This is a genomic window from Sphingobium sp. TomTYG65 (genome assembly GCF_055395525.1).
The window spans coordinates 149,383-173,486 of the sequence record NZ_AP027332.1 but is presented as its reverse complement, the minus strand read 5'-3'; the positions used below and the strand labels follow the sequence as shown (position 1 = coordinate 173,486).

Here is a 24,104-nt window from a genome sequence, read left to right as displayed (position 1 = left end):
GTGGCCAGGGCATCAGTCCATCCGGAAACCGCCGTCGACGTTTAGCGTCTGACCGGTGACATAGGCGGCGTCCGGCCCCAGAAGATAGGCGATGGCCGCGGCCGGTTCTTCCGGACTGCCCTGACGGCGCAGCGGAATACTTTTTGCGACGGCGCTTTTGACCATGTCGAAATCCGCCCTGGTCGATCGGTCGGCCGTGCGATGGAAGGTTCCGTCCATCATGTCGGTGTCGACCGATCCTGGACAAACGGCGTTCACGCGGATGCCATGTTGCGCAAGTTCCAGCGCCAGTTGCTGGGTGAGGCCGATGAGGCCGAATTTGGAAGCGCAATATCCGCCATAATTGATCATGCCCATGCGCGACGCGAGCGATCCGATATTAACGATCGCGCCGGGCTTGCCGGATGCGCGCAGCTGCTTTCCCGCGGCACGGCAAACGCGGAAGGCGCCGTTGAGATTGATGTCGATGGCGGCCAGCCATTCGGCGTCGGACAGATCGAGCAGGGGAGCGCCGCCCGCTCCGCCGGCGGTGCCGGCGTTGTTGACGATCGCGTCGGGAATGCCGATCTCCGCTGACGCGCGCTCGAACAGGGCCTCCACCTGTCCGGTGTCGCGGACGTCGCAGTCCACTGCGATGGCCCTTCCGCCGCTTGCCGCGATCTCATCGGCGACAGACTGCGCGCCGCGCCATCCGCAAGCCTTCTCTTCGGCCGGATAGGATGAAGCATCCCTCGGCGCGGCGGATACGACCACCGCCGCGCCCTCCGACGCGAGGCGCAGGGCCGTCGCCCGCCCGATGCCCCTCATGCGGCCCGCCCCTGTGACCAGAGCGACCCGCCCGTCCAAACGTCGCGTCATTGCTGTCTCCATAGAGTTTACGATTGTCTCGGTCGCCCAGCCGGTTCGTGGGCCCACCCCGTGAGCGTCCGTTTCCTGTCAGTCCGCCAGAAAGGCGCGAACGTCGGTGATGAAAGTCTCAAATCGATCATGGTGGGGCCAGTGTCCCGCGCGCTCATACTCGATCAGATGCGCATAGTTGAAATAATCGATCCTCCCGTCGATGCGGGGGCTCGTGGCCCAACTGTCCAGTCCGTACATGAGCAGCGTGGGGCAGGTGATGGCGCGCCATAAAGCCTGTATCTGGGGGCCGTCGAGATCACAGGGGGACATCAACCGCGCGTAATTGTCGAACTTCCAGCTGTAGCTTCCGTCCTCATTCTGACTGACCCCATATCGGGTCAGATGGGTCGCCTGTTCGAGCGAAAGATTGGGATTTTCCTCCCGCATACGGTCGATGGCGCTCTCCAGCGAGCTATATCTCCTCAGGCTACGGCCCGAAAGCAGCCGGCGTTTTTCGTAAGAGGCCCGCAGCCGTTCGCGAAGGGGGGTCGCGTCCTGCTCACGTTGTAGCTTCTCGGACCATCCGAGCCCCTCGACAAGCACCAGCTTCTCAACCTTCTCGGGATAGATGGCGGCATATCGGCTCGCCACATGGCCGCCAAGGGAATGAGCGACGATACGGGCCGCTGTTTCGCGCTTTTGGTGGAGGAACTGGGCGAGGTCGGCCACAAAGCTGTCCACCGAATAGCGCCCGTCCGAAGACCAGGCGCTATCCCCGTGACCGCGCAGATCAATCGCGACGACATGCCAGTCCGGTTGCAGCCTGCGCGCCGTCCAGTCCCAGCTGCGACAATGGTCAAGGCCGCCATGGACGAGTACCACCAGAGGCGCGCCTGCATTTCCCCAGTCGACATAATGCAGCTTCAAACGGCTCGAGATATAGGAATGGCTGGTAGGGGAAAATGCGTCCACGATGGTCCTCGAACATATGATCAGATCGGAAAGGCGGCGGCGGTCGTCACCGCCGGGAACGATCCAGCGCTAGATTTCCGTCGCTCGGATGGAGTCGAGATCGTCCATCGCTACGGCAGTTCGCTGCACCAGCCTTTCCGTCGTCAGCGCCGGCTGCACCGACTGGGTCGCGCTGTTGTGGCCGATGGTGAAGGCCCATGCCATGAATGCATAGGGGATATTGGCGCGATAGGCGTCCCAAGCCTCGTCCCGATTGATCGCAGGACCGCCAGCCGCTTCCAGATCGGCGAGGTAGGATGCGAGAAGGTCGCGCTCCCATGACCGCCGATCCTCGATCTCCAGGCCCGTGCTGACGATATACGCCACGTCCCAGGCCCAGGACCCTTTCAGCAACACCTGCCAGTCCGAAAAGCCCATGCGTCCTTCTCGCGTCACATAGGTCTGCGCGATGTGCGCGTCGCCATGCAGGAGGGTGAACGGCATCGACGCAGCCGAGACGTTGTTCCAGCGCATGATGCCGTTCCAGATGTCGTCGATCCGCCCTTGGAGCCTTGCCGGGATCAGATGAGGCGCCGCCTCCATCCCGATGTCGCCCCAATGCGCCATCTGAAGGAACTGATGATTGCCGTGCAGATAGGTCACGGTATCGCGCAGCCACTTGTGGGCGGCCAGGCTCGAACTGTTCCAGAATTTGGCATGGAGACGCGCCAGGCTGCCCAACAGGTCGGCCATCTGCGCCTTTGAAACTGCTTCGCCCTGCGTATTGAACTCAGCGCCCTTCGTGGCAACGACATCTTCCATGATCACCATCGACCGCAGCGAACGGGGCGCGAGGCACGCATGATAGCCTAATGGCGCTTCCATCTCGACCTGATTGCGGAAGCTGTTGTAGAAGCCCACTTCACCGTCGACACAGTGGGATAATCCCAGCAGCAATCGTTGCATGAGGATGGGCGTGGATTTGGTGAAGATACGCTCGGGCACGCCGCCCGCGATCGCCGCGTCATTGCGGGTCAGTCGAAAACCCTGACGCGTCGATGTGCCGACCGAACCGCTGGTCGGCGCGAAGTCCAGAATTTGTCCGCCGGGCACATGGGCGCACAGGGTTGCGGTCAGCCAATCGGTGGTGACCGCTTCCCATGCATAAGGAACATCCTTGGCCGTGCGGGCCGCGGGTTTGAGAAGCCGGTCGGCGGCGACATGCGCCGCCACTTCCGACCGGCGCGCGAAGGCGCCGACATTGGCGATCAGATTCATATCAAGCTCCCCTCAGCGATGCCATGGGCGGTCATTCAGCCGCCACCGCGAATATGTCGCCGCCGTCATTGCTGCCGGAAAGGAAGCGGCCCGGTATCTCGCGCGTATATTGGTCCTGCCGGAAAGTGGTCACGCCGTTTACGAGAATCCGGTCATATCCGCCCGAATGCGCCAGCCTGCGCCAGTCGCCGCCGGGCAAATCATTGACGATGCCGAAGCGGGTGCGGTCGAAATAAAGCGCGTCGGGGTCGTAGATGAGGATATCGGCCCAGAAGCCGGGGAGGAGCGCGCCGCGGTCCTTGATGTGCAGGATGCGGGCGATCTTCAGGCTTTGCTGATGGTGCATTTGCTCGACCGTCATGGCCTTTTGCTCACGGACCATGCGCACCATCATTTCGGTGCCGTAGGAGCCGCTGGAAAAAGCCTTGGTGTGCGCGCCGCCATCGGACACGCCCGACGAAACGGCGGTGTGCCGCAGGAGACGCGCGCCGAGCTGGGCATTTTCCGCAGCCCAGGGACGCGACTTGATCTGGAGCGCGAGGTCGGTCGCCAATGCGAGGTCACAGAGCGCCTCCACGACGCTGGTCCCACGTTCCCCCGCAATATCCGCCAAGGTCATGCCGAGATATTTCTGAAGCGCGGGGTCGCTGCCCACCTCGATGACGATCTGTCCTTCAAAGCCGCCTGCGCCGTTACTTGCGCCCTTCTCCGCATATTCCGCCGCGAACTCGGCCACAAAGTCTCGATCGGCGAGCAGGGCGCGGATTTCGTCGTCATTCTGGCAGGCGATGAGCTTGCGAACGCCGTTGAGCTGGCCCGCAGCCGTATCAAGATCCCTGATCCCAGCCTCGACCCAGCCGCAGAACAGATTGGTCGCCGCCACGACGTCCAGCCCCTCGGCGCGCAAGCCGTCGATCCAGGCCAGGTCGCAATCGGTCATCTCGACCGCTTCCACGGAGGCGAGGAACGTATCATGGATCACGCGAACGCCCGATCCCTTTGCCATGCGCGCAACTTTTTCGGTGACGGCGCGATTGCCATAATGGGCGATCTGGGCGAGCAGCTGGACGATCCCTTCGCCGCGTTCCGCCAAGGCCCGCACCAGCTCAACGATATCGTCGTCATGCAGGCTGTCGGTCGGCATCGGCGAACCGTCATAATCGACATGGGAATTGCCTTCGATCCCCATCACCGACATGGAAATGCCCATGGCGCCGTGATCCATCGCCTCGTTGATCAGGCGGTGCATCTCCTTCATCTCTTCCGCAGTCGGCCGGCGCGACTTCGCCGCGTCGATGCCCATGACATAGATTAGAAGCGGGTTCATGGGCATGTAGGTCATGACGTTCACGCTTTTCGGCAAAGCGCGGACCCGCTCCAGATATTGCGGGAACGTCTCCCAGTCCCAGGGCAGGGCGATGCGCTGCTGCTCGACCGGAATCTGCTCGGTCGTCGACAGCATCTCCATGGTGCGCTCGATGTCCGCAGGGCGCACCGGCGCGATGCTGAAGCCGCAATTGGCGTAAAGGATGCTGGTCACGCCATGCTGGCCCGAATCCATGCAATGCGGACTCCAGAACAGCGCGGCGTCATAATGGGAATGCTGGGTGATATAGCCGGGCGCGACGATCTTTCCGCGAGCGTCGATCTCCTCGGCAGCGGTCGCACCCCTTAAGTTGCCAACCGCGGCGATGCGACCGTCGATGATGCCGACATCGCCGGGAAAGGCAGGCGAGCCGGTTCCATCCACGATATTGCCACGGCGGATTATGGTGTCGAATCTGGTCATGATCATCTCTCCTGTTCCGACGCAACCCGGACCGGTGAAATGGTCCCGATGTTCGCCGTCTCATTATCTTAAAGTCTCACGCGGCTGCCCTGTACTTTGGCGAATTACCTCCGGTCAGGTCTTGGCTGGAACCGTTGCGTATCCCGGCAACTGGTTCAGTTCACCGATCCACGACTGAGCGCTCCGTTGCCAGAACTGCCCGGTCGGACGGATTCCGGCAGTCTTGTCCAATGTTCCCGCCTTGATCGCGATCAATCCGGTTGATAGCCGGGAATACAGACTCGATCCGCAACGCGGGCAAAAGAAACGCTCGACCGGATTGCCGCTTTCGCTGCGGTCGTCGTAACGCGCGGGATTACCATCCAGCAATATTTGATCCGGCGTGACAAACAGATTGACCGAAAAGGCCGAGCCGCTCCCCCGCTGGCAATGGGTGCAGTGGCAGAGCACAGTGGACTTCGCCTCGCCATTGACCTTGTAACGGATCGCGCCGCAAAGGCATCCGCCGGCCAGATGTTCGTTCGGAACCGCAGGATCAGACAATGGAATAGCCTCCATCCACCACCAACTCCGTGCCCGTCATGAACTTCGATGCGTCGGACGACAGGAAAAGAACGGCGCCGGCGATATCATCGACCTCGGCCCAGCGGCCCATCGGGAAGTTCGCCGCGACAAAGGCTTTGGCCGCATCCATATCGGCGAATCGGCCGGCTGCGACGCCCGGCAGCAACCCGCTGACGCCAAGGTCGGTGTTCACAGGGCCAGGATGGACCGAATTGACGCGGATCTTCGAGCCGTTGCGGGCGAATTCCACCGCGACGCCCTTCGTCATCAGTCTGACGGCGCCCTTGGTCGCCGAGTAGGCGGCCTGCACGGGGCCGGCGATCTGTCCATAAATGGAGGACAGGTTGACGATCGATCCGCCGCCGCTCGCGGTCATCAGGGGCGCGGCCGCCTGCATGCCCATCCAGACGCTTTCGACATTGATCCGGTTGATGTTGCGGAACTCGTCGAGGCTGGTGTCGAGAAACGGCTTGTTGAGGATGATCCCCGCATTGTTGACGAGGATGTCGAGTCGGCCTTCATTGCCGGCGATGTCGGCGAGCACGGACCGCCACTGCTCCGCGTCCGTGACGTCATGCTGGAGGAAGCGTCCTGCCGACTGCTCGGCGTCAGCGGAGTTGATATCAGATGCGACGACCGTCGCGCCGCTGCTGCGCAGCATTTCGGCAATGCGGCGGCCGATGCCCTTCTGTGCGCCGGTGACGAGGGCCACCTTTCCATTGAGTTCGAACATTGGCCTCTCCTTTGACCATGCGGCGTCATCAGCGCCGATGCGCGCCGCCGGACCTGACTGACACATGTTACAACCTATGTATGTTGTCAACAAGCGCCATGCTGTAGTTGGGCAGAGGCGCGCTCTCGTCGATCAATATAGAAGGGACGAGGAAATGCGTGAAGATCTGCCGCTGTGTCTCGGCGGAATAATCATCGCGCAGCGCGATGGCTGCATGAATGTTTCTGATCCATTCGACGACCTGTTCATTGCTTAGGTTCGGGCGCAATTCGCATGCCGCGCGCGCACGCTCGATCAGCGGCGCCCAAATGCCGAGCATGCTGCCCTGGATTTCCGGCGACCCGCGAAAGCGGAATTGTTCAAGGTCGCGATCTTCGCTGTCCGAGAAAATTTCCTCCAGCAGCGGATCGTTGTACCGCGACTCGAGGGCGAGGAGCGATCCGTCGACGAGCGCTTCCCGCAACGAATGAAAATGCGCGAAATCGCATTTGAGCCGGTCGCTTAACGCCGTGATCCGCTCGTTCGCGATATATTCGAGCAGCATGATGCGATTTTCGAAGACTCTATAGAGCGTCTGGCGCGCTACTCCCAGGGCATCGGCAACCACCTTCATGGAGGTCGAGCGCACGCCGTGGCGCCGGAAGCAATCTTCGGCCGCGCGGGCCACTTGGGGGCGTTGAAGCGCGTTGCGATTGTTGCCCACTATTCCCACTTCCATTCTATGTTAATTGGATGCATAATTAATTCGTTGTCCGTCAATTGACAAGTGACGCAAAGTGTCGCATGAAGTTGCCGAGACGGAGCCGAGACTCCTTCGGATGGAGAGTTTAAATGTCGCACTTCGACAGCCTTATACGGAACGGCCGGATCATCGATGGCACCGGCACCCCGATCTTCACTGGCGACATCGGCATCAAGGGCGGCAAGGTTGCTGCCGTTGGACAGTTGGGCAAGGTCACGGCGGACGAGATCATCGACGCCGCGGGCAAGATCGTCGCGCCGGGCTACATCACCCAGCACGCCCATTATGACGCGGCTCTGTTCTGGAGTCCGCACTGCATGGATTCGGGCGAGCATGGCGTTACCACGATCCTGAACGCCAATTGCGGCTTCAGCGTCGCGCCGGTCCGCGCATCCGATCGGGAGCGCACGATGGCGATGCTCGCGACGACGGAGCAGATTCCGGTCGAGCAGCAACGCATCGCCCTCTCGTGGGACTGGGAGACTTTCCCGGAATATCTGCAACTGCTGCGCTCGCTGCCTAAGAGCGTCAACATCTTGACCTATCTGCCGCTCAACCCCTTGATGATCTATGTCATGGGCGTTGACGGCGCGAAGTCGCGTCGCCCGACCGCCGCCGAAATGGCGGAGATGCACAAGCTGATCAACGAGGCTATGGATCATGGCGCGGTCGGCATTTCGATGTCCGTCATGGGCATGGATGGCAATTCCCACCTCGATTATGACGGCACGGCGATGCCGACCGATGCCCTTCATGACGATGATATCGTCGAGATTTGCCGCGCCTTGGTCGACCGCGGCGAGGGGATCATTCAGATGCTGGCCAAAATCGGCGGCTACGGCAATGCGGGCGTGACGGAAAAGGTCGCTCGCATGGCGAAGGGTTCGGGCGTCCGCGTGATCCACAACATCTTCCTCGCCGCCGATGGCGTGCCGGAGATGATCACGGCGGACCTCGCTTGGCTGGACGGTCTGCGCGCGGACGGTCTGGATGTCATCGCTGCCACATTGCTGCACGCGGGCTGGGTGGAAGCAGGCATCCGCGACCTCGATACGGCTGCCGGCCAGCTTTGGGGCGTGCGCAAGCTGATTGGTTGCCAGTCGGATGACGAAATCCGCCAGCTGCTTGCCGACCCCGATTTCGTGCGCGAATTCGAAGAGGATTATGCGAGAGGCGGCCCCGCCAATGGCGCGGGCGGCTTCGAGGGTCAGACCATCATTCGGATGAACCAAGATCCCGCTCTTCAGAAATATGTCGGCCGGACGCTGGACGAGGTCGCTAAGGAAAACGGGCAGTCGGTCGTGGCGACGCTTTGCGACCTTGCCCTGCGTTCTGATCTCGATTTGGAGCTCAAATCCACCCCCTATTCCGCGATGGACGGCACGCTCGGCGCGCGCCTGCTGGCCCATCCGGCGGTTTCCGCTGGCGTTTCTGATGGCGGCGCGCATACCAAAGCGTTTTCGAGCGGCTGCTATGCGACCGAAATGATCATTCGCATGGTGCGCGAGCAGAAGGTGATCAGCCTTGAGGACATGCATTATCAGCTGAGCTTCAAGGTGGCGCAATGCCTCCACTTGAAGGAACGCGGCGCTCTGCTGCCGGGCTTCTGGGCCGACCTCATCATCTATGACCTCGATGACCTCTATCTCGATCGCACCCGTCACAAGATCGTGCGGGACATGCCGGGCGGAGACTGGCGTCGTCTGGTCGACTCCGGCGGCTATCACCGGGTGCTGGTCAATGGCGTGACCACGTTCATCGACGGCGTGGCGACCAAGGCCGTTCCAGGCACGCTGCTTCCCGCGAATGACGACAGCGAATTTCTGGCGACGGCCGCCGAATGACTTTGGCGAGGCGGCGGCGCACAGCCGCCGCATCAATTTGCCTGCCGCTGCGGAAGGCAGCTTGATTTGCATTTCAAATACCGCGCTTTGCGAGAGCAAAGGCTGCCATGGAAGTTGCGGAGTAATATCGAATGAATATCGAGGGTATTCCCCTGAACAGCAATGACAGCGCACGAGCGGTCGGCAACATCATTGTCGATGAGAAGCTCTACACGGAACCTGCGCGCTATCATCAGCTTTTCACGAGATTGCGTGCCGAAGCGCCGCTGCTTTGGGTCGAGCCTGATGCCTACGCGCCCTTCTGGGTCGTGAGCAAACATGCCGACGTTCAGGAAGTCGAACTCGCCAAGGACAATTTCCTCAACGCGCCGCGCACCCTTTTGCGCCGGACTGCGGTGGATGAGCAGATCAAGAAGATCACTGGGGGCCGGCCCTTCCTGCTCAACAATCTCACTAACATGGACGGCGCCAACCATATGGCCCATCGCAAGCTGACGCAGGCCTGGTTCATGCCGGCGCGGCTGAAGGCAATCGAAGGCGAGCTGCGTGGTTACGCGCGCAACTATGTCGACAAGATGATCGCCATGGGTGGCGAGTGCGACTTCATGCGCGACGTCGCGAGCTGGTATCCGCTGCGCGTGGTCATGCACATCATGGGCGTGCCGGCGGAAGACGAGCCCAAAATGCTTCAGTTGACCCAGCAGATATTCGGGCCGGACGATCCGGACATCAAAACCGAGAAGGTGGATATCATCTCGACCGTCCAGTCCTTCTTCGACTATTTCGAAGCACTGATTGCGGAACGGCGCAAGAACCCGGCCGACGATCTGGCAACCCTGATTTCGACCGCAAAGGTCAATGGCGAACCGATCGGACGCCAGGAAGCATTGTCCTATCTCATTCTCGCCGCGACGGCGGGACATGACACGACCAGTTCAACGACCGCCGGCGGACTTCTGGCGCTTATCCAGCACCCCGACCAGCTGGCGAAGCTGCGCGACGATCTCAGCCTCATGCCCTCGGCGATCGACGAGATGCTGCGCTGGGTCTCTCCGGTGACGCATTTCTTCCGGACCGCCACCAGGAATTATGAATTGCGTGGGCAGACGATCCGCGAAGGCGAGGCGCTGATGATGTGCTATCCGTCCGCCAATCGCGACGAAGATGTTTTCGAAGCGCCGTTTTCGTTCGATATCAGCCGCAAGCCGGCGCGTCATGTCGCCTTCGGCTATGGCCCGCACGTCTGCCTTGGCCAGCATCTGGCCAAGATGGAAATGCGCATCTTCTTCGAGGAATTGCTGAGCCGCGCGGAAAGTTTCGAGCTGGCGGGAGAGCCTGCCTGGGTCGAGTCGAACTTCGTGGGCGGGCTCAAGCGTTTTCCGATTAGGTTTAAGCCGCGTGCTGGCGGATCCGACAAAATTGCAGCTTGAGCAGGCAACCATGAAGCGCAAGATCAGGGCGGCTGTTTCGCGGGAGGTCGGGGGCGACTTCTCGTTAGAAGATCTGGAAATCGACACGCCCCGCGACGATGAGGTGCTCATCCGGGTCGCGGGCGTCGGCATCTGTCATACCGACCTGGCGGCCCGCGATCAGATCATTCCCGTTCCCATGCCGGTCGTGCTGGGACATGAGGCGTCCGGCGTGGTGGAACAGGTCGGCGCCGGGGTGGATGATCTTGCCGCAGGCGACACGGTCGTGCTGAGCTTTTCGTCCTGCGGGCAATGCCCCTCCTGCACGGATCATAGCCCCGCTTATTGCCGCGACTTCGCGCCCCTGAACTTCTTGGGCCGCAGGCTCGACGGGAGCACCGCCCTGAGCGACGACGCGGGCGCGATCGGCAGCCACTTTTTCGGCCAGTCCTCCTTTGCGGAGCGCGTCATCGCGCCTCGGCGAAATGTTGTGCGGGTCGAAAGCAACCTGCCCGTGGAATTGTTGGGACCGCTGGGCTGCGGCATCCAGACGGGCGCCGGCGCGGTCCTCAACGCACTTGATTGCGCGGACGGGTCTTCGCTCGTCATCTTCGGCGCGGGTTCAGTGGGGATGAGCGCCGTCATGGCAGCGGCTGCGCGGGGATGTACGGCGATCATCGTCGTAGAGCCGGTGGCCGCCCGCAGACAACTAGCCATCGAACTGGGCGCTACCCATGCGGTCGATCCGGGGGAAAGCGACGATCTTGCCGGCGAAATCAGGAGGATCGTACCGGCCGGCGCGGACTATAGCATCGACATGACGGGGGTTCCCGCCGTTATCGACGCCGCGGTCCAGTGTCTGGCGAAACGCGGCGTCTGCGCGCTGGTCGCCGCGCCGCAGAAACCCGGGCAGACGGTGTCACTGCGGTTCGGGCTCGTGGTCCAGAACGGCGCCCGGATCATCGGGGTGATGGAAGGGGACAGCGATCCCCAGATATTCATTCCCGAGCTGCTAGCGATGCAGGCGAACGGGCGCTTCCCCTTCGAGAAGCTGCTCACCACCTATCCCTTCCCGGATATAAATCAGGCGATTTCCGAGCAGGCGGCGGGCCGCTGCCTGAAGCCCATATTAGTGATGAGCGAGCAGAAATGAGCGAGAAAGAGGTGCTTCAGGACCGGCTGGCGGCGATTTTGCATGGGCAGCGCGCCGCTCACCTTGCCGATGGTTCGCCGGACGCGGCTACGCGCATCGATCGGATCGATCGCTGCATCGCGCTGCTGAAGGAAAATGCCGGTCGGTTCGAACAGGCGATCAGCGCGGATTTCGGCAATCGGTCGCTGCACGCCAGCTTGATAACGGACATCATGACGCCGGTGGCCGCCTTGCAGCATTCCCGCAAGCACCTGAAGAAATGGATGCGACCCGAACGGCGGCCTGTCGATCCTTGGCTGCTGTCGCTTTTCGGAGCGCGGGCGGTGGTGGAGTTTCAGCCCAAGGGCGTGATCGGCGTCGTGTCGCCCTGGAATTTCCCGGTGGGGCTGGTGTTCTCGCCGCTGGCGAATGTGCTGGCCGCGGGAAACAGGGCGATGGTTAAGCCTTCGGAACTGACCCCCAGGACGGCGGAGCTTCTGGAAGAACTGATCAGCAGTCGTTTCTCCGCGGCCGAGATCGCCGTGGTGAATGGCGACGCCACCGTAGGCGCCGCCTTCACCTCGCTGCCGTTCGATCATCTCATCTTCACCGGCGCCGGGTCCATCGCCAAACACGTTATGCGCGCGGCGTCAGAAAATCTCGTCCCTGTGACCCTGGAACTTGGGGGGAAGAGCCCGGTGGTGATAGGGCAGGGCGCGCATCTTGCCACGACCGCGACGCGGATCATGTCGGGCAAGATACTCAATGCTGGGCAAATCTGCCTGGCGCCCGACCATGTCTATGTCCCGCAGAGCCAAGAGGAGCGCTTCGTCGATGAGGCGCGTCGCGCGGTGGGGGAGATGCTGCCGACGATCAAGGACAATGTCGACTATACCGCGATCATCTCCAACCGGCATTTTGACCGGCTGCGCGGCTATATCGCCGATGCGCGGGCGAAGGGAGGGCGCGTGGTCGAGATTAATCCCGCCGGCGAACATTTCGAGCAGCAGCAACACCGCCGCATCGCGCCCACGTTGATCCTCGACGCACATCCGGACATGGACGTGATGAAGGACGAAATATTCGGGCCTCTGCTCCCAGTCATGCGCTATTCTTCACTTTCCGAGGTCGTCGATCAGATCAATGCCGGCGATCGTCCGCTGGCGCTCTATTATTTTGGCGCGGACAGGCAGGAAGAGCAGCTGCTTAAGTCCCATACGACGTCGGGCGGCATGTGCGTCAACGACGTGATCATGCATTGCGCGCAGGAAAACCTGCCGTTCGGCGGCATCGGCCCATCGGGCATGGGGGTCTATCACGGGCGGGACGGCTTCGTCGAATTCAGTCATCGCAAGGCCGTCTATCGGCAGATCGGTCGGGATCTCGGCCCGCTCAAAGCCTTCCGGCCGCCCTATGACGATCGCGCGCGCAAGCTTGTGAGCACTATCATCGGTCGCTGAAACATTGTGGATTTAAGGTCATGCATCCCAGTCATCACGCCAAAGAATTCCCGAACAAGCCTGCCTATGTCATGGCCGCCACTGGCAAAGCGGTTGACTATGCGACGCTGGAGGCGCGGTCCAATCGGCTTGCCCATTATTGGCGCGACCAGGGGCTGAATGTAGGCGACACCGTAGCGATCGTTCTGGAAAACCACGAATGGCTTTTCCCGCTGGTATGGTCAGCGCAGCGCTCGGGTCTTTACTATACCTGTCTTTCGCACACGCTGTCGGGCGAGGATCTGGCCTATATCCTGAACGACTGCGGCGCGCGGATCGTCGTCGGTTCGCGAAAGACGCTGCCCTTGTTGCGCGCGGCGCATGACAGCGGCGCGCAGCCGACCATGGTGCTGGTCGACGGACACGAGCCCGACGCGCCCGGCCTTACCGCAGCCGTCGCGCAATTGCCCGCGACGCCCATTTCGGACGAGATGGCGGGCACCGACATGCTCTATTCGTCGGGGACGACCGGCCGGCCGAAGGGCGTGCGCAAGCCTATCGTTCCAGGCGAGCCAATCGATGGCCAGACGCCACTGATGGCCGTGGCACGGACTCGTTTCGGCATGGGCGGGGACACAATCTATCTCTCGCCCGCGCCGCTTTACCATGCCGGACCCTTGCGCTGGGCGATGCTGATCCAGCGGCTTGGCGGTACGGTGATCGTTATGGATCGGTTCGATGCCGAGCGTGCCCTTGAGCTGATCCAGACTTACAAGATCACCGCGTCGCAATGGGTGCCGACGCACTTCAACCGCATGCTCCAACTGGACGAGGATGTCCGGCTGAAATATGACGTGTCGTCGATGCAGATCGCCTTGCATGCGGCGGCACCGTGCCCGGTGCCCGTCAAGCAGGCGATGATCGACTGGTGGGGCCCGATCATCCACGAATATTATGGCGGGACAGAAAATAACGGCCTGACCATGATTTCGCCCGAAGAATGGCTGTCGCACCGGGGCTCGGTCGGCAGGGCCTATATCGGCGCGCTCCGCGTCTGCGATGAGGAGGGCAATGTGCTGCCCGCCCGCAGCGAAGGCGCCATCTATTTCGAAGGCGGGCCCAAATTCACCTACCATAATGACGAGGCGAAGACCCGGTCAGCCTATAATAGTCATGGCTGGTCGACCCTTGGCGATATCGGCTGGGTCGATGAGGAAGGCTATCTCTATCTGACGGACCGCAAGAGCTTCATGATCATCTCCGGTGGCGTGAATATCTATCCGCAGGAAATCGAGAATATGCTGACGGTGCATCCCAAGGTGGCGGATGTTGCCGTGATCGGCGCGCCAGACCCCGACATGGGGGAAAAGGTCGTCGCAGTCGTGCAGCCGAGGAACTGGGCCGACGCCGGGCCGGAACTGGCGCAAGAACTGCGCAGCTATGCCCGTGAGCGACTGGGTGGCGTCAAGACGCCGCGGCAAATTGACTTCATGGAGGAATTGCCGCGAGAGCCGACCGGCAAACTCTTCAAGCGTTTGCTGCGCGATCAATATAAGTCTGCCGCTGGAGCCGTAGCATGACGAGGGACGCAGCCAAGCCCAACGACATCGCTCGCCTTGTCGAAGGGCAGGCAAGGCTGTTGCCCGATTTCGAGGTGCTGACCATCGTCGATCCGCTGCCGGGCGGCGGCTTCCAGGAGGACCGGCGGAGCTTTTCTCAGCTCGAACGGAACGGTCGACGTCTGGCGCTTTGGCTGCAACGCCATGGTGTGGGGGAAGGGGATCGCTTTGCGCTGATGCTCCAGAACCATGTCGAATTTGTCGAGGCGATGATCGCGGCCTCCTATATTGGCGCGGTCTTCGTGCCGGTCGATCCGCGCAGCATGGGCGAAAAGCTCACCTACATGCTGAACTTCGTCGAAAGCCCCGTGGTAATCGCCGGTCGCTACGCGCTCGATGCGCTTGGCAACGTGGCGAAGGATCTGCCCTTCCTGAAGGACGTGTTGGTGGTCGATGCCCAGGGGCAGACGATCGAGGCGAACGGTCTGCGCACCCAGCATTATGACGCAGCGCTGCCCGACGACGCCGCCGCCCTCCAGACGGTGGTGCCGGACCAGCGCTCGCCCATGTTCATGATGTTCACCTCCGGAACGACAGGGCACCCGAAGGCGGTCGTGCGTTCGCACCTGAGTTATGTGAAGTCCGCCAGAGGCTTGCGGGCGCTGGGCGTGGAGCAGGAAGACACGGTCTATACCGGGTTGCCGCTTTGCCACATTAATGCGCACTCCAGCCTGTGCATCGGCCTGTCGCTCGGCCTTCGCGTCGTCCTCAGCCGTAAATTCACCAAGACGCGGCTGTGGGATATTTGCAGACACTATGGCTGCACAGTCTTCACGCTGCTGGGCGGCATGATCCCGGAAATCTACTCGGTGCCGGAAAAGCCCGACGATGCCGACAATCCGGTTCGCCTGATCATCGCATCGGGCATGCCCGCGTCGCTTTGGGGCGAATATGAGCGGCGCTTCGGCGTGCAGATCACCGAAGTCTATGGCAGTACCGAAGCGGGCGGCGTTTTGATTAACCGGAATGGCGAGGGTCCCAAAGGTTCGATGGGCAAACCGCCGCGCGGGCTTCTGGCCGCCGTTTTCGACGAGAATGGCAACCCGTGCCCTCCCTTTGTCGGCGGCGAACTCTGCTTCCGCCCCGAAACCGGTGAGGCCGAGGCCGTCACATATTTTCGAAACGAGAGGGCTAGCGGGGACAAGACTGGCGGCGGCTGGTTCCGGACCGGCGATATCGTTCATGTCGATGAGGATGGCTGGTTCTTCTTTCGTCATCGCGCCGGTGGCGGGGTTCGCCGCAACGGCGACTTCGTCAACACGACGCTGGTCGAAACCGTGCTCGCCAAGTCGCCCCTGGTGCAGGACGCCTATGTCTATGGCGTCGCCACCCCCCAAAATGTGGCCGGGGAAAAGACGCTGGTTGCCGCTGTCGTCCTGACGCCGGGAGCCACGACTGAAGAACTGGCGAGATGGGCTGCCGGGGAATTGCAGAAGAATGAGGTGCCGGAAATCTGGCAGCCGCTGGATGTCGTTCCCAAGACCGTTTCCGAAAAGCCGATCGAACGGGAATGTATCGCCCTGCTGGAAAAGCAGGGCCTGATTCCCGTCGCGGCCTGATCTCCTTCCCTCGAAGAAAGCGCAGCTTCATGATCGATCTGTTCACCGCGCCGACCCCCAATGGCTGGAAAATCTCCATCATGCTGGAGGAGTGCGAACTTCCCTATGACGTGCGTTGGGTCCACATCGGCAAGGGCGAACAGTTCGCGCCCGACTTTCTGCGCATCAGCCCCAACAACAAGATCCCGGCCATCGTCGATCGCGCACCGGCCGATGACGGCGAACCAATCTCGATCTTCGAGACCGGCGCCATCCTGATCTACCTCGCGGAAAAGACCGGCAGGTTCATGCCCCACGATATCCGGGAACGGAAATCAGTCCTGGAATGGCTCTTCTGGCAGGTCGGCGGCCTCGGCCCGATGCTGGGGCAGCATGGCCATTTTAAGCTCTATGCACCCGAGCGGATCGCCTATGCGACGGAGCGCTATCATCGCGAGACGCTGCGCCTTTACGGCGTGCTGGACCGGCGGCTGGCGGAAACTCCCTATCTGGCCGGCCATGAATATAGCATCGCCGACATGGCGACCTTCCCTTGGGTTCAGACCTACAAAGCGCAGGAAATCGATCTTGAGGCGCATGGGCACCTGCGTCGCTGGTATGAACGATTGAAGGAACGGCCGTTGCTGCGCAAGGGCATGGATCTGGGCAGGAAGCATATCGTTCGGCGACCGCAGGACGACGCCGAAGCGCGCAAAGCTCTGTTCGGCATTGAGGAAAAGTCAATATGACTGCCGAGGTGGAATTTTTTTTCGATCTCTCGTCCCCCTGGACGCGGATAGCATTTCACAACATCCAACCTATCATCCAGGAGACCGGCGCCCGGATCATTTGGCGACCTTTCCTGGTAGGCGGTGTGTTCAACGCCGTGAACGACACAGTTTATGAAGGGCGGGCCAACCCCGACAGCCCGAAGAACCGGAACGTCTACAAGTGGCTTAAGGAATGGGCGAAGCTGGCCGACGTGTCGATGAATTTCCCTTCTCGCCATCATCCGCTGAAGGCAGTGACGCCGATGCGTTTCTGTTGCGCACTAGCGCATGATCAGCACCAATTGCATCGCTTTTGCACTGCCGCTTTCGAAGCCTATTTCGGAGAAAAGCGCAATTTGGACGATCCAGAGACGCTCGTCACTATAGCAACGGAATGTGGATTAGATGGCAGAGCGATACTTGACCGATCGAAATCCGAAGAAATCAAGGCAGCTTTACGTACGAATACGCAAGAGGCAATAGATCGGGGGGCTTTCGGATCACCGATGATTTTTGTCAACCGCAGTTTCATTTACTTCGGCAATGATCAAATTCCACTCGTTCGGCAAAGAATATTGGCGGAGCTGATTGAGTCGGCTCCAATTTCGATCGGGTGAGTTGGAAATACGAAATGTCCACCTTTATGCGGTTATGAGGCATCGCATAATACCAACCTCCAGTGATGTTGACTCACGAGGGGGATTCCCAAGGCAATAAATTTCTGAATCTATGGCTGCCCGTTGGAGGGCATGGCGATGGGTGCAGCGATCGGATTGCGGAATGACTTTGACGCGGTGGGCTTGAGGCGACTGGCGCGCGCGACAAGGAGCGCGAACCAGGGCCGGCGGCTGCTGGCATTGGCGGAAATTTATGATGGTGGGCGCCGAAGCGATGCCGCGCGTATCGGCGGCGTGACGTTGCAGATCGTGCGCGACTGGGTGGTTCGGTTCAATGCCCAGGGTCCGGACGGACTCCTCGACGGGAAGGCGCCAGGCAAGCCCCCTTTGTTGAATGATACCCAGCGCCAGGCTCTTGCGAAGATAGTTGAAAGCGGCCCGATCCCGGCGATCCATGGTGTTGTGCGCTGGCGGCTGATCGACCTGGCGCGGTGGCTCCATGACGAGTTTGGCGTGTCCCTGACGGAAACGACCGTGGGGCGGGAACTGAAGAAGCTTGGCTATGTCAAACTGACGGCGCGTCCGCGCCATCATGCCCAGAACGAATATGCGATGGAGGACTTCAAAAAGGGGGCTTTGCAGCCGAGCTGGCAAAGATCAAAGCCGCCCTCCCGCGCGGCACGCCGATAGAGGTCTGGTTCCAGGACGAGGCCCGTATCGGCCAGAAGAACAAGATTACCCGCCGTTGGGCGAGGCGCGGCACCCGGCCCTCCGCGCCCAAGGATCAGAGGACCAAATCGGCCTACATCTTCGGGGCCATTTGCCCTGAGCTTGGCAAGGGCGCTGGCCTGATCTTACCCTTTTGCATACCCAGACCATGTCGCTGCATCTGACGGAAATATCGCTCGCCATCGAACCGGGCGCCCACGGCGTGCTGTTAATGGATCAAGCTGGGTGGCATATGACCGGAAAGCTGGAAGTGCCCGAAAATATCAGCATCGTTCCGCTGCCGCCGAAATGCCCGGAACTCAATCCGGTCGAAAATATCTGGCAGTTCATGCGCGATAACTGGCTGTCCAACCGGATCTTCACAGCCCACGACAACATCATCGACCTTTGCTGCGAGGCTTGGAACCGGCTGGTCGATCAGCCGTGGCGCATCATGACAATCGGACGCCGAAAATGGGCACGTGGGTCGTGATCAATGCAGGCTGGTATAATTCCAATTTCCCACGTTGCTGATGCTAAGGCGCTTTGTGGCTGAAGTTAGGATTTCGAAAAGGACCCATCCGGTACAAGGAGTAAAACGGACTTGACTTGAACTCGCAATTAAAGGATCATTTGACAGCTGAGAAGAGGCTCAACCCATTTAGGTCGTTTTGCCAATCCGCATCCGCTAGCGTCGTACGTTACTGCCAGCCTTCACTTGCGAACGGGATCAACTACGGCGCCACATGGTGCGCGCGCGGGGACAATCAATCCCAGGCAAAGTAGCAGCGAAAGCATCTATTCGCTGATCGGATCTCCAACCAAAAACCGCGCCTTCATATCCGCTACATGTACAGCGTTCAGTTTGAGGGCTCGTTCCCTATAGGCCTCGAATGATCCATATTCCCTTTCGACCTCCCCGAAGGCCGCTTCGATATAACTTCGTCGGACGCCAAGCACCGTTTCCAGAAGCGCTTTGGGTATGGGGTCATTGCGCTTGGCCGCGGCCATATAGACGCGCTCATTCTTTGAACTGAGGGCCTTGTTGCTCTGCAGATAATCCTGGATCACGGTTTCGCGTGGAACGCCCAGCAGTGTCAGAATGACCGCGGTGGCCCAGCCGGTCCGGTCCTTCCCCGCCGTGCAATGATATACCGCCGCGGTCCCCGACGGGATGTGGCCGAGCGTTGTCAGCAGCCGCGCAAAGCCTGCCTTGGCATCGGATGAGTCGACGAATTTGCGGTAGGCCGTCTGAAGGGCTGCTTCGGCGTTGCCGGACCGCGCGATCTTTTCGACCGCGTGGACGTCCGCAGCCTCATTGTCGCCAGCCAGAACGTCGATGACCAGGCCCGCGGCACCAGAGGGGAGGCGATCGGCTCCGCGCGCCCGTTCTCCATCGGTGCGCAAATCTATGACAAGCCCCAGGTTGAGCCCGCCGATGGCAGCGAGATCATGATGATCCAGCATATCCATCTGATCGGAACGATAGAGCCTTCCGACCGCCACCCATCGCCCGTCTGACGTCCGGTATCCGCCGATATCGCGGAAGTTCGGCGCCGTTGCCAGCTCCAGGCTCCGTTCGGCGATTATCAGGCTCTTGCCATGGCGAGGAACAAGTTCGAAATATCGACGCCCGCCTCGATCCCGGTCGGCGGCAAGGATTGCGCCTGTAGCGCCGGCCCTCGCTACCAGCCTTCGCCTGCCCTGCCGGTCGGGCCGGTCCAGCGCATATATGGCCACATCGCCACTGCCGGGCGCGGACCAATATATCCGCGTCCCCTTCTTGGCCGCTTCATGTACCGCCTCGGCGCGGACGAACGGGATAGAGTTGGATGAAAGCGCGGGCCGGGAGGCCGCGTCCGGCGACGCAGCAGCCGCTGCGCCGTCGGAAATCCCTGCCAGACACGCCAGGACGGATAGTGCGATACAGGATTTTTCGATCACCAGCCGTGCCTTAGAATTTGACATTGGCTTCGATGCCGAACGTTCTTGGATCCATGAGGGACACGATGTCCTGCGTGTTCGACGCGGTATAGATCCTGAACACTTGTGCCCGGCGATTGAAGATATTCTTCCCGAATAGGGACAGGTTCAACTTGGGCCCCTGGTTCAGGCCCAGATCCGCAAGAGTCAGCCGACCGTTGATAATCAGATATTTGTCGGTCTTGGCGATATTGCTGCTGTTGGGGAACTGGCTGCCCGAATAATTGCCATCGACATGTGCCACCAGCGACGCATCGCCTAGCGGGACACGGTAGGTCACACTGGCTGAACCGGCGTTCCGGGGCGTGTTGGGTATGATCACATGTTGCGGCAACCCGGTGAAGGGATTGAGCTGGGGCGGAACATTGGCGTCGATATAGGAATGGCTGAAATTGATCAGCAGGCCGCGCACCGGGGCCAGCATCAGGTCAACCTCTATGCCCTTAACCCGGGCCACACCGGCGTTCAGCGTCTCGCTTGCCGACAGATTGGCCGGGTTGAGGAAGTCGACCAGCAATCCATGATAGCCCACGCTGAAGGCGGCCAGGTTGAAGCGGACACGACGATCAAGAAATTCCGACTTCAATCCCACTTCCCAGCTGCGCGCTTCCTCTTCGCGGAAGGACCGGAAAGTCGCCGACCTTTCGTTGGCGCCCCCCGCGCGATACGCTACGGCATATTTTACATAGGCATTGATGCTGTCGCTCAGATCATAGGCGGCCGTGATCGTGGGGTCGAGCCGCTCGGACGCGAACCGGTAGGCAAGCGTGGAAGGCAATCCGCGCAGCAGATCGACATTGCCATGCTTCCTGTCCCTCGAATAGCGCAAGCCGCCAGTCAGGTGAAAGCCGTCCCCTGCAATGGGCGGGGTCCATGTCATTTGGCCGAACAGGGCAAAGGATTTCACATGATTTTGCGTCGCGCGGTCCGGGGGCAAGCCGCCGATCGGCTGCGGGGGAATGACGAAGCCCGACCCGTCCGCATTGTATCGGTACAGGAAGCTGGCATAGGCACTGTCATGCGCATCTTCAGTGAAGAAATAGCTACCAAGAACATAGTTCAGACGGTCTGAGCTTCCTATGACCTGAAGCTCTTCACTGAACTGATCCTGCCCGAACTGGGACGCGCTCTTCCGAGCAAGATTGCCGTTGGGCTGAAATCTTATGCTGTATCCCATGTCATTGTCATCTTGGGTCTGCGACATTTTCCGGTAGGCCGTGATCGACTTCAGCGTCAGGTCATCTGACACTTCCCAGCTGAGATTGAGCGCATGTCCTTCGACCTTGGCCACGGACCAGTCCAGATTGACCGGCAGCCGCGCGGTCGTCGACCGTCCGCTTTCGATCGAGAACAGGGGGGCAAGGACGCCGCCGGGTAAAATATTGTTGAACTGCGTATAGATCGGCGCCTGGCGGGCGCGGGAGATGTCGAACGAATAATGGAGTTCCACATTTGGCAGCGGGCGCCACTGTGCCTGAGCACGGAAGCCCCATTTCCGGAACGCACCCCAATCCCGGGCGCCGGGCTGCGGATTGTCGACAAAGCCGCCGCGCTCCGCCCATATGGCATCGAATTTGGTGCTGATGCCGCCGATCTCTGGCAGGTCAAGGGACGCCTTGAGCTTATGCTGGTCGAAATTGCCAACCATCCCCGTGACCGATCCGTCCCATATACCGGTGGGCCGTTTGGTAATGATGTTCAGCGCGCCACCCACGGCATTTCGGCCGAAAAGCGTGCCCTGCGGCCCCCTCAGGACTTCGATCCGTTCCAGATCGAACATTTCGGTGCCCAGACCCTGAGCGCGGCCGAGATAGACCCCGTCAACATAGACGCCCACGGCCTGGTCGCGGCTGATCTGGCTGGGATCGCCGACACTTGCGCCTCTCATGCTGATCTGGGTGGTGGCAGGTCGGCCGCCCTGCGGCGCGATCCTGACCGAGGGCGCGGCCCCGCTGACCAGATCCTCCAGGCCCGTGATGCCGCGCTGGGCGAGTTGGTCAGAACCGAGGACCGAAATCGCGATAGGCGTGTCCTGTACATTTTCCACCCGCTTCTGCGCCGTGACGACAATCTCTTCGAGCGCTGCGGGCGGGGCGCTGTCGACCCGCGCTGGCGCGACGCGCACGGGTGAGGGCACCGGGGCGATGCTGACAGGCTGCGGGTCCACGCGCGCGGGGGCCTGCACGATCATGAACGACCCTGCAGCGCTGCGGACGGCGGAAAGGCCGCTGTTGCGCAGCGCCAACGCGATCGCTTCTGTGGGGGAATATCCTCCCTTGAGGGGGGGAGCGACCCGGCCGCGCACGGCTTCGGGCAGGAACGCGATATTCACATGCATCCTGGCGCCAATAGCACGAAGCGTCACCGCCAAGTCCTGGCTCGGCAAGTCTATATTAAATACAGCCTGAGCATATGCAGGACTGCTTAAAGCGCAAGATGCCGCCAAAATTCCGGCGGTAGCGTACAAGTTTCTCTGCTGGAAAAGCCCCATCTTCCATCCCCCAGATATTGTTCTGTCTCTGACGAACTCGTCGTCTTAAGATAAGACGTGCAGGCCAGGACATTCGGACAAGTCGGTCACGAAATTTTTTTGTCCTGAACGCTACGGATCGAAGATCCGGGCAGCAGGAGCAGCGTCGATCCGTTCTGCTCCAGTCTCAGGCCGTGCAGCGTTTTGGCCGCGAGGGCAAATTCGCGCAACTGGCCCGTGCGGAATATGCCGGAAATGCGCAGGCCGGCGATGGACGGATCAAGCACGATCGAAGAGGAGGTCGCGTAACGGTTCAATTCTTGTACCGCGTCCAGCAGCGATGCGTCCTCGAACATCACCTCGCCATTTCGCCAGGCCGTGGCAATTTCTATCGATGGCCGATCCAGGACCGTTTCGGCATCATCGATCATCGTCGCGCGATCGCCCGATCGAAGCAGTGCCAGCCTGACGCGGCGGCCCCGGTCGTTGCGCGCAATCTCAACCTTGCCTTCGGCCAGCGTGACCACTGTCATTCGCGCGTATCGGCGAACGAGGAAGCTCGTGCCGAGTGCCCGCACTTCCTTGTCGCGGCTCGCCACCAGAAACGGGTGTTGGCGGTCTTTCGCTACGTCGAACATGGCTTCGCCCCGGTCCAATCGCACCCGGCGGAAGCCATCGCCATACTGAACGCTGACCTTGCTGTTTGTGTTGAGGTCGATCCGCGACCCATCGATCAACACGATTCGCGCCCGTTCGCCCACGCCGGTTTCATAAATCTGCGAGGTGTCGCGACTGAAAAAGCCGATGGCGACCGCCAGGATGATGCTTGCCGCGATGGCCAGCGCCGCCGCAACCAGGCGGGGCGTCTTGCGGACGAGAACCTCGTCCTCTTCTTCCAGCATCGCCGCTTCAGGGATGCTGTCCCAGACGGCGCGTGCGCGTTCGAATGCGGCGCGATGCCGTTCATTCTCCTGCAGCCATGCCGCGAAGGCCAGTTCGGTGACGGGCTCGTTCCGCGTCTGCAGACGCGCGAGCCACGCCGCGGCCTGCGCGTCTATTCGCGGATCGGGTTGGTTCCTACTGCTCACCTTCAACCCATTTCATCAAAAAGAGGGTGCCGCGGGAAATCTGCTTTTCCACGGCCGCGACAGACATCCCTTCCCGCTCGGCGATGGCGGCCACACTAAGGCCGTCTAGGCGGCGGGCGAGAAGGATCTGCCGCGTCGTTTCGTTCATCTGCTTCAACCCGGCAGAGGTGCGCGCCAAACGCGCTCGCGCCGCCGCGACCTGATCCGGACCCGGCTGACTGTCTTCCACCAGTTCAATGCCGCCCCTTTTCGAGGCGAACGGCTGGCGAGCCTGTCGGCGAGCATGGTCAATCGAGATATTGACGGCAGTCTTGATAAGCACGGCATCTCTTGATCGGATCTGTTGCGTTTTTTCATATTCACTGATGCGGACGAACGCATCGTGGACAAAATCCTCTGCGTCGTCCGCAGAAACACCCCGACGACGAAGCGTCGCGGTGGCTTTTCGCAGCATCTCTCTCACCGTGGACATGATTGTTGGTTTGCCCTTCTCTCGGTAGACGAGCGAGGAGAAATCTTCGGACAAAGCGCATGATTGATGCGAACGGCAGAATGCGGCTAGTGCCCGGCCATTCGCTTCAGGGGCAAAT

19 protein-coding genes and 1 pseudogene are annotated in these 24,104 nt (G+C 60.9%); 9 read left to right on the top strand and 11 right to left on the bottom strand.

The genetic code is table 11. From position 1 onward, the window contains the following. Positions 1-12: 12 nt before the first annotated feature. The 7 genes from ACZ5Y5_RS20430 to ACZ5Y5_RS20400 all read right to left on the bottom strand — a co-directional run bounded on the left by ACZ5Y5_RS20430 (position 13) and on the right by ACZ5Y5_RS20400 (position 6,873). A complete protein-coding gene (locus ACZ5Y5_RS20430) occupies positions 13-858 on the bottom strand; it encodes an SDR family NAD(P)-dependent oxidoreductase (RefSeq protein ID WP_464811656.1) in 846 nt (281 codons plus the stop codon). 78 nt (positions 859-936) lie between these two features. Beyond that, the gene (locus ACZ5Y5_RS20425) at positions 937-1,812 is read right to left on the bottom strand and encodes an alpha/beta fold hydrolase (RefSeq protein ID WP_464811655.1); all 876 of its coding nucleotides are present in this window, start codon (positions 1,810-1,812) and stop codon (positions 937-939) included. Between the two features lie 69 nt (positions 1,813-1,881). Beyond that, positions 1,882-3,069, bottom strand: a complete 1,188-nt coding sequence (locus ACZ5Y5_RS20420) for a phosphotransferase (protein ID WP_464811654.1) — start codon at positions 3,067-3,069, stop codon at positions 1,882-1,884. Between the two features lie 31 nt (positions 3,070-3,100). Beyond that, a complete protein-coding gene (locus ACZ5Y5_RS20415; RefSeq protein WP_464811653.1) occupies positions 3,101-4,858 on the bottom strand; it encodes an N-acyl-D-amino-acid deacylase family protein in 1,758 nt (585 codons plus the stop codon). A gap of 114 nt (positions 4,859-4,972) precedes the next feature. Next, positions 4,973-5,401, bottom strand: coding sequence for a GFA family protein (locus tag ACZ5Y5_RS20410; protein WP_464811652.1), 429 nt, complete (start codon positions 5,399-5,401; stop codon positions 4,973-4,975). After that, positions 5,394-6,155: an SDR family NAD(P)-dependent oxidoreductase gene (locus ACZ5Y5_RS20405; RefSeq protein WP_464811651.1), complete on the bottom strand. Its 762-nt coding sequence runs from the start codon at positions 6,153-6,155 to the stop codon at positions 5,394-5,396. Before ACZ5Y5_RS20405 ends, ACZ5Y5_RS20410 begins: the two co-directional genes overlap by 8 nt. Before the next feature lie 67 nt (positions 6,156-6,222). Further along, positions 6,223-6,873 (bottom strand): TetR/AcrR family transcriptional regulator, encoded by a 651-nt coding sequence (locus ACZ5Y5_RS20400; RefSeq protein ID WP_464811650.1) that lies wholly within the window; start codon positions 6,871-6,873, stop codon positions 6,223-6,225. 113 nt (positions 6,874-6,986) lie between these two features. On the opposite strand from ACZ5Y5_RS20400, the gene ACZ5Y5_RS20395 reads away from it, so the two are divergent. From ACZ5Y5_RS20395 to ACZ5Y5_RS20355, 9 genes and pseudogenes are all read left to right on the top strand, one after another. Then, entirely contained in the window at positions 6,987-8,741 is a 1,755-nt protein-coding gene (locus ACZ5Y5_RS20395; protein ID WP_464811649.1) for an N-acyl-D-amino-acid deacylase family protein, read from the top strand. Positions 8,742-8,872: 131 nt separating this feature from the next. Next, the gene (locus ACZ5Y5_RS20390; protein WP_464811648.1) at positions 8,873-10,171 is read left to right on the top strand and encodes a cytochrome P450; all 1,299 of its coding nucleotides are present in this window, start codon (positions 8,873-8,875) and stop codon (positions 10,169-10,171) included. A 10-nt stretch (positions 10,172-10,181) separates the two neighbouring features. Continuing rightward, positions 10,182-11,303: an NAD(P)-dependent alcohol dehydrogenase gene (locus ACZ5Y5_RS20385; protein ID WP_464811647.1), complete on the top strand. Its 1,122-nt coding sequence runs from the start codon at positions 10,182-10,184 to the stop codon at positions 11,301-11,303. Then, positions 11,300-12,742: a coniferyl aldehyde dehydrogenase gene (locus tag ACZ5Y5_RS20380; RefSeq protein WP_464811646.1), complete on the top strand. Its 1,443-nt coding sequence runs from the start codon at positions 11,300-11,302 to the stop codon at positions 12,740-12,742. Before ACZ5Y5_RS20385 ends, ACZ5Y5_RS20380 begins: the two co-directional genes overlap by 4 nt. A gap of 20 nt (positions 12,743-12,762) precedes the next feature. Then, positions 12,763-14,301 (top strand): acyl-CoA synthetase, encoded by a 1,539-nt coding sequence (locus ACZ5Y5_RS20375; RefSeq protein ID WP_464811906.1) that lies wholly within the window; start codon positions 12,763-12,765, stop codon positions 14,299-14,301. Beyond that, positions 14,298-15,899 (top strand): AMP-binding protein, encoded by a 1,602-nt coding sequence (locus ACZ5Y5_RS20370; protein WP_464811905.1) that lies wholly within the window; start codon positions 14,298-14,300, stop codon positions 15,897-15,899. The genes ACZ5Y5_RS20375 and ACZ5Y5_RS20370 overlap by 4 nt, the downstream gene beginning before the upstream one ends. A gap of 29 nt (positions 15,900-15,928) precedes the next feature. Next, positions 15,929-16,627 (top strand): glutathione binding-like protein, encoded by a 699-nt coding sequence (locus ACZ5Y5_RS20365; RefSeq protein WP_464811904.1) that lies wholly within the window; start codon positions 15,929-15,931, stop codon positions 16,625-16,627. Further along, positions 16,624-17,265, top strand: coding sequence for a DsbA family protein (locus tag ACZ5Y5_RS20360; RefSeq protein WP_464811903.1), 642 nt, complete (start codon positions 16,624-16,626; stop codon positions 17,263-17,265). The genes ACZ5Y5_RS20365 and ACZ5Y5_RS20360 overlap by 4 nt, the downstream gene beginning before the upstream one ends. 138 nt (positions 17,266-17,403) lie before the next feature. Beyond that, positions 17,404-18,466 (top strand): annotated as a pseudogene (locus ACZ5Y5_RS20355) (IS630 family transposase). Between the two features lie 305 nt (positions 18,467-18,771). Here the strand turns inward: ACZ5Y5_RS20355 and ACZ5Y5_RS20350 are convergent. From ACZ5Y5_RS20350 to ACZ5Y5_RS20335, 4 genes are all read right to left on the bottom strand, one after another. Further along, positions 18,772-19,941 carry a tyrosine-protein phosphatase gene (locus ACZ5Y5_RS20350; RefSeq protein ID WP_464811902.1) on the bottom strand — a complete coding sequence of 390 codons (1,170 nt, stop codon included), beginning with the start codon at positions 19,939-19,941 and terminating at the stop codon, positions 18,772-18,774. Then, complete coding sequence (locus ACZ5Y5_RS20345; RefSeq protein ID WP_464811901.1) at positions 19,928-22,288, bottom strand: TonB-dependent receptor; 2,361 nt, start codon at positions 22,286-22,288, stop codon at positions 19,928-19,930. Before ACZ5Y5_RS20345 ends, ACZ5Y5_RS20350 begins: the two co-directional genes overlap by 14 nt. Before the next feature lie 245 nt (positions 22,289-22,533). Beyond that, positions 22,534-23,514 (bottom strand): FecR family protein, encoded by a 981-nt coding sequence (locus ACZ5Y5_RS20340; RefSeq protein WP_464811900.1) that lies wholly within the window; start codon positions 23,512-23,514, stop codon positions 22,534-22,536. Beyond that, positions 23,504-24,040: an RNA polymerase sigma factor gene (locus ACZ5Y5_RS20335; RefSeq protein WP_464811899.1), complete on the bottom strand. Its 537-nt coding sequence runs from the start codon at positions 24,038-24,040 to the stop codon at positions 23,504-23,506. The genes ACZ5Y5_RS20340 and ACZ5Y5_RS20335 overlap by 11 nt, the downstream gene beginning before the upstream one ends. Positions 24,041-24,104 lie beyond the last annotated feature (64 nt).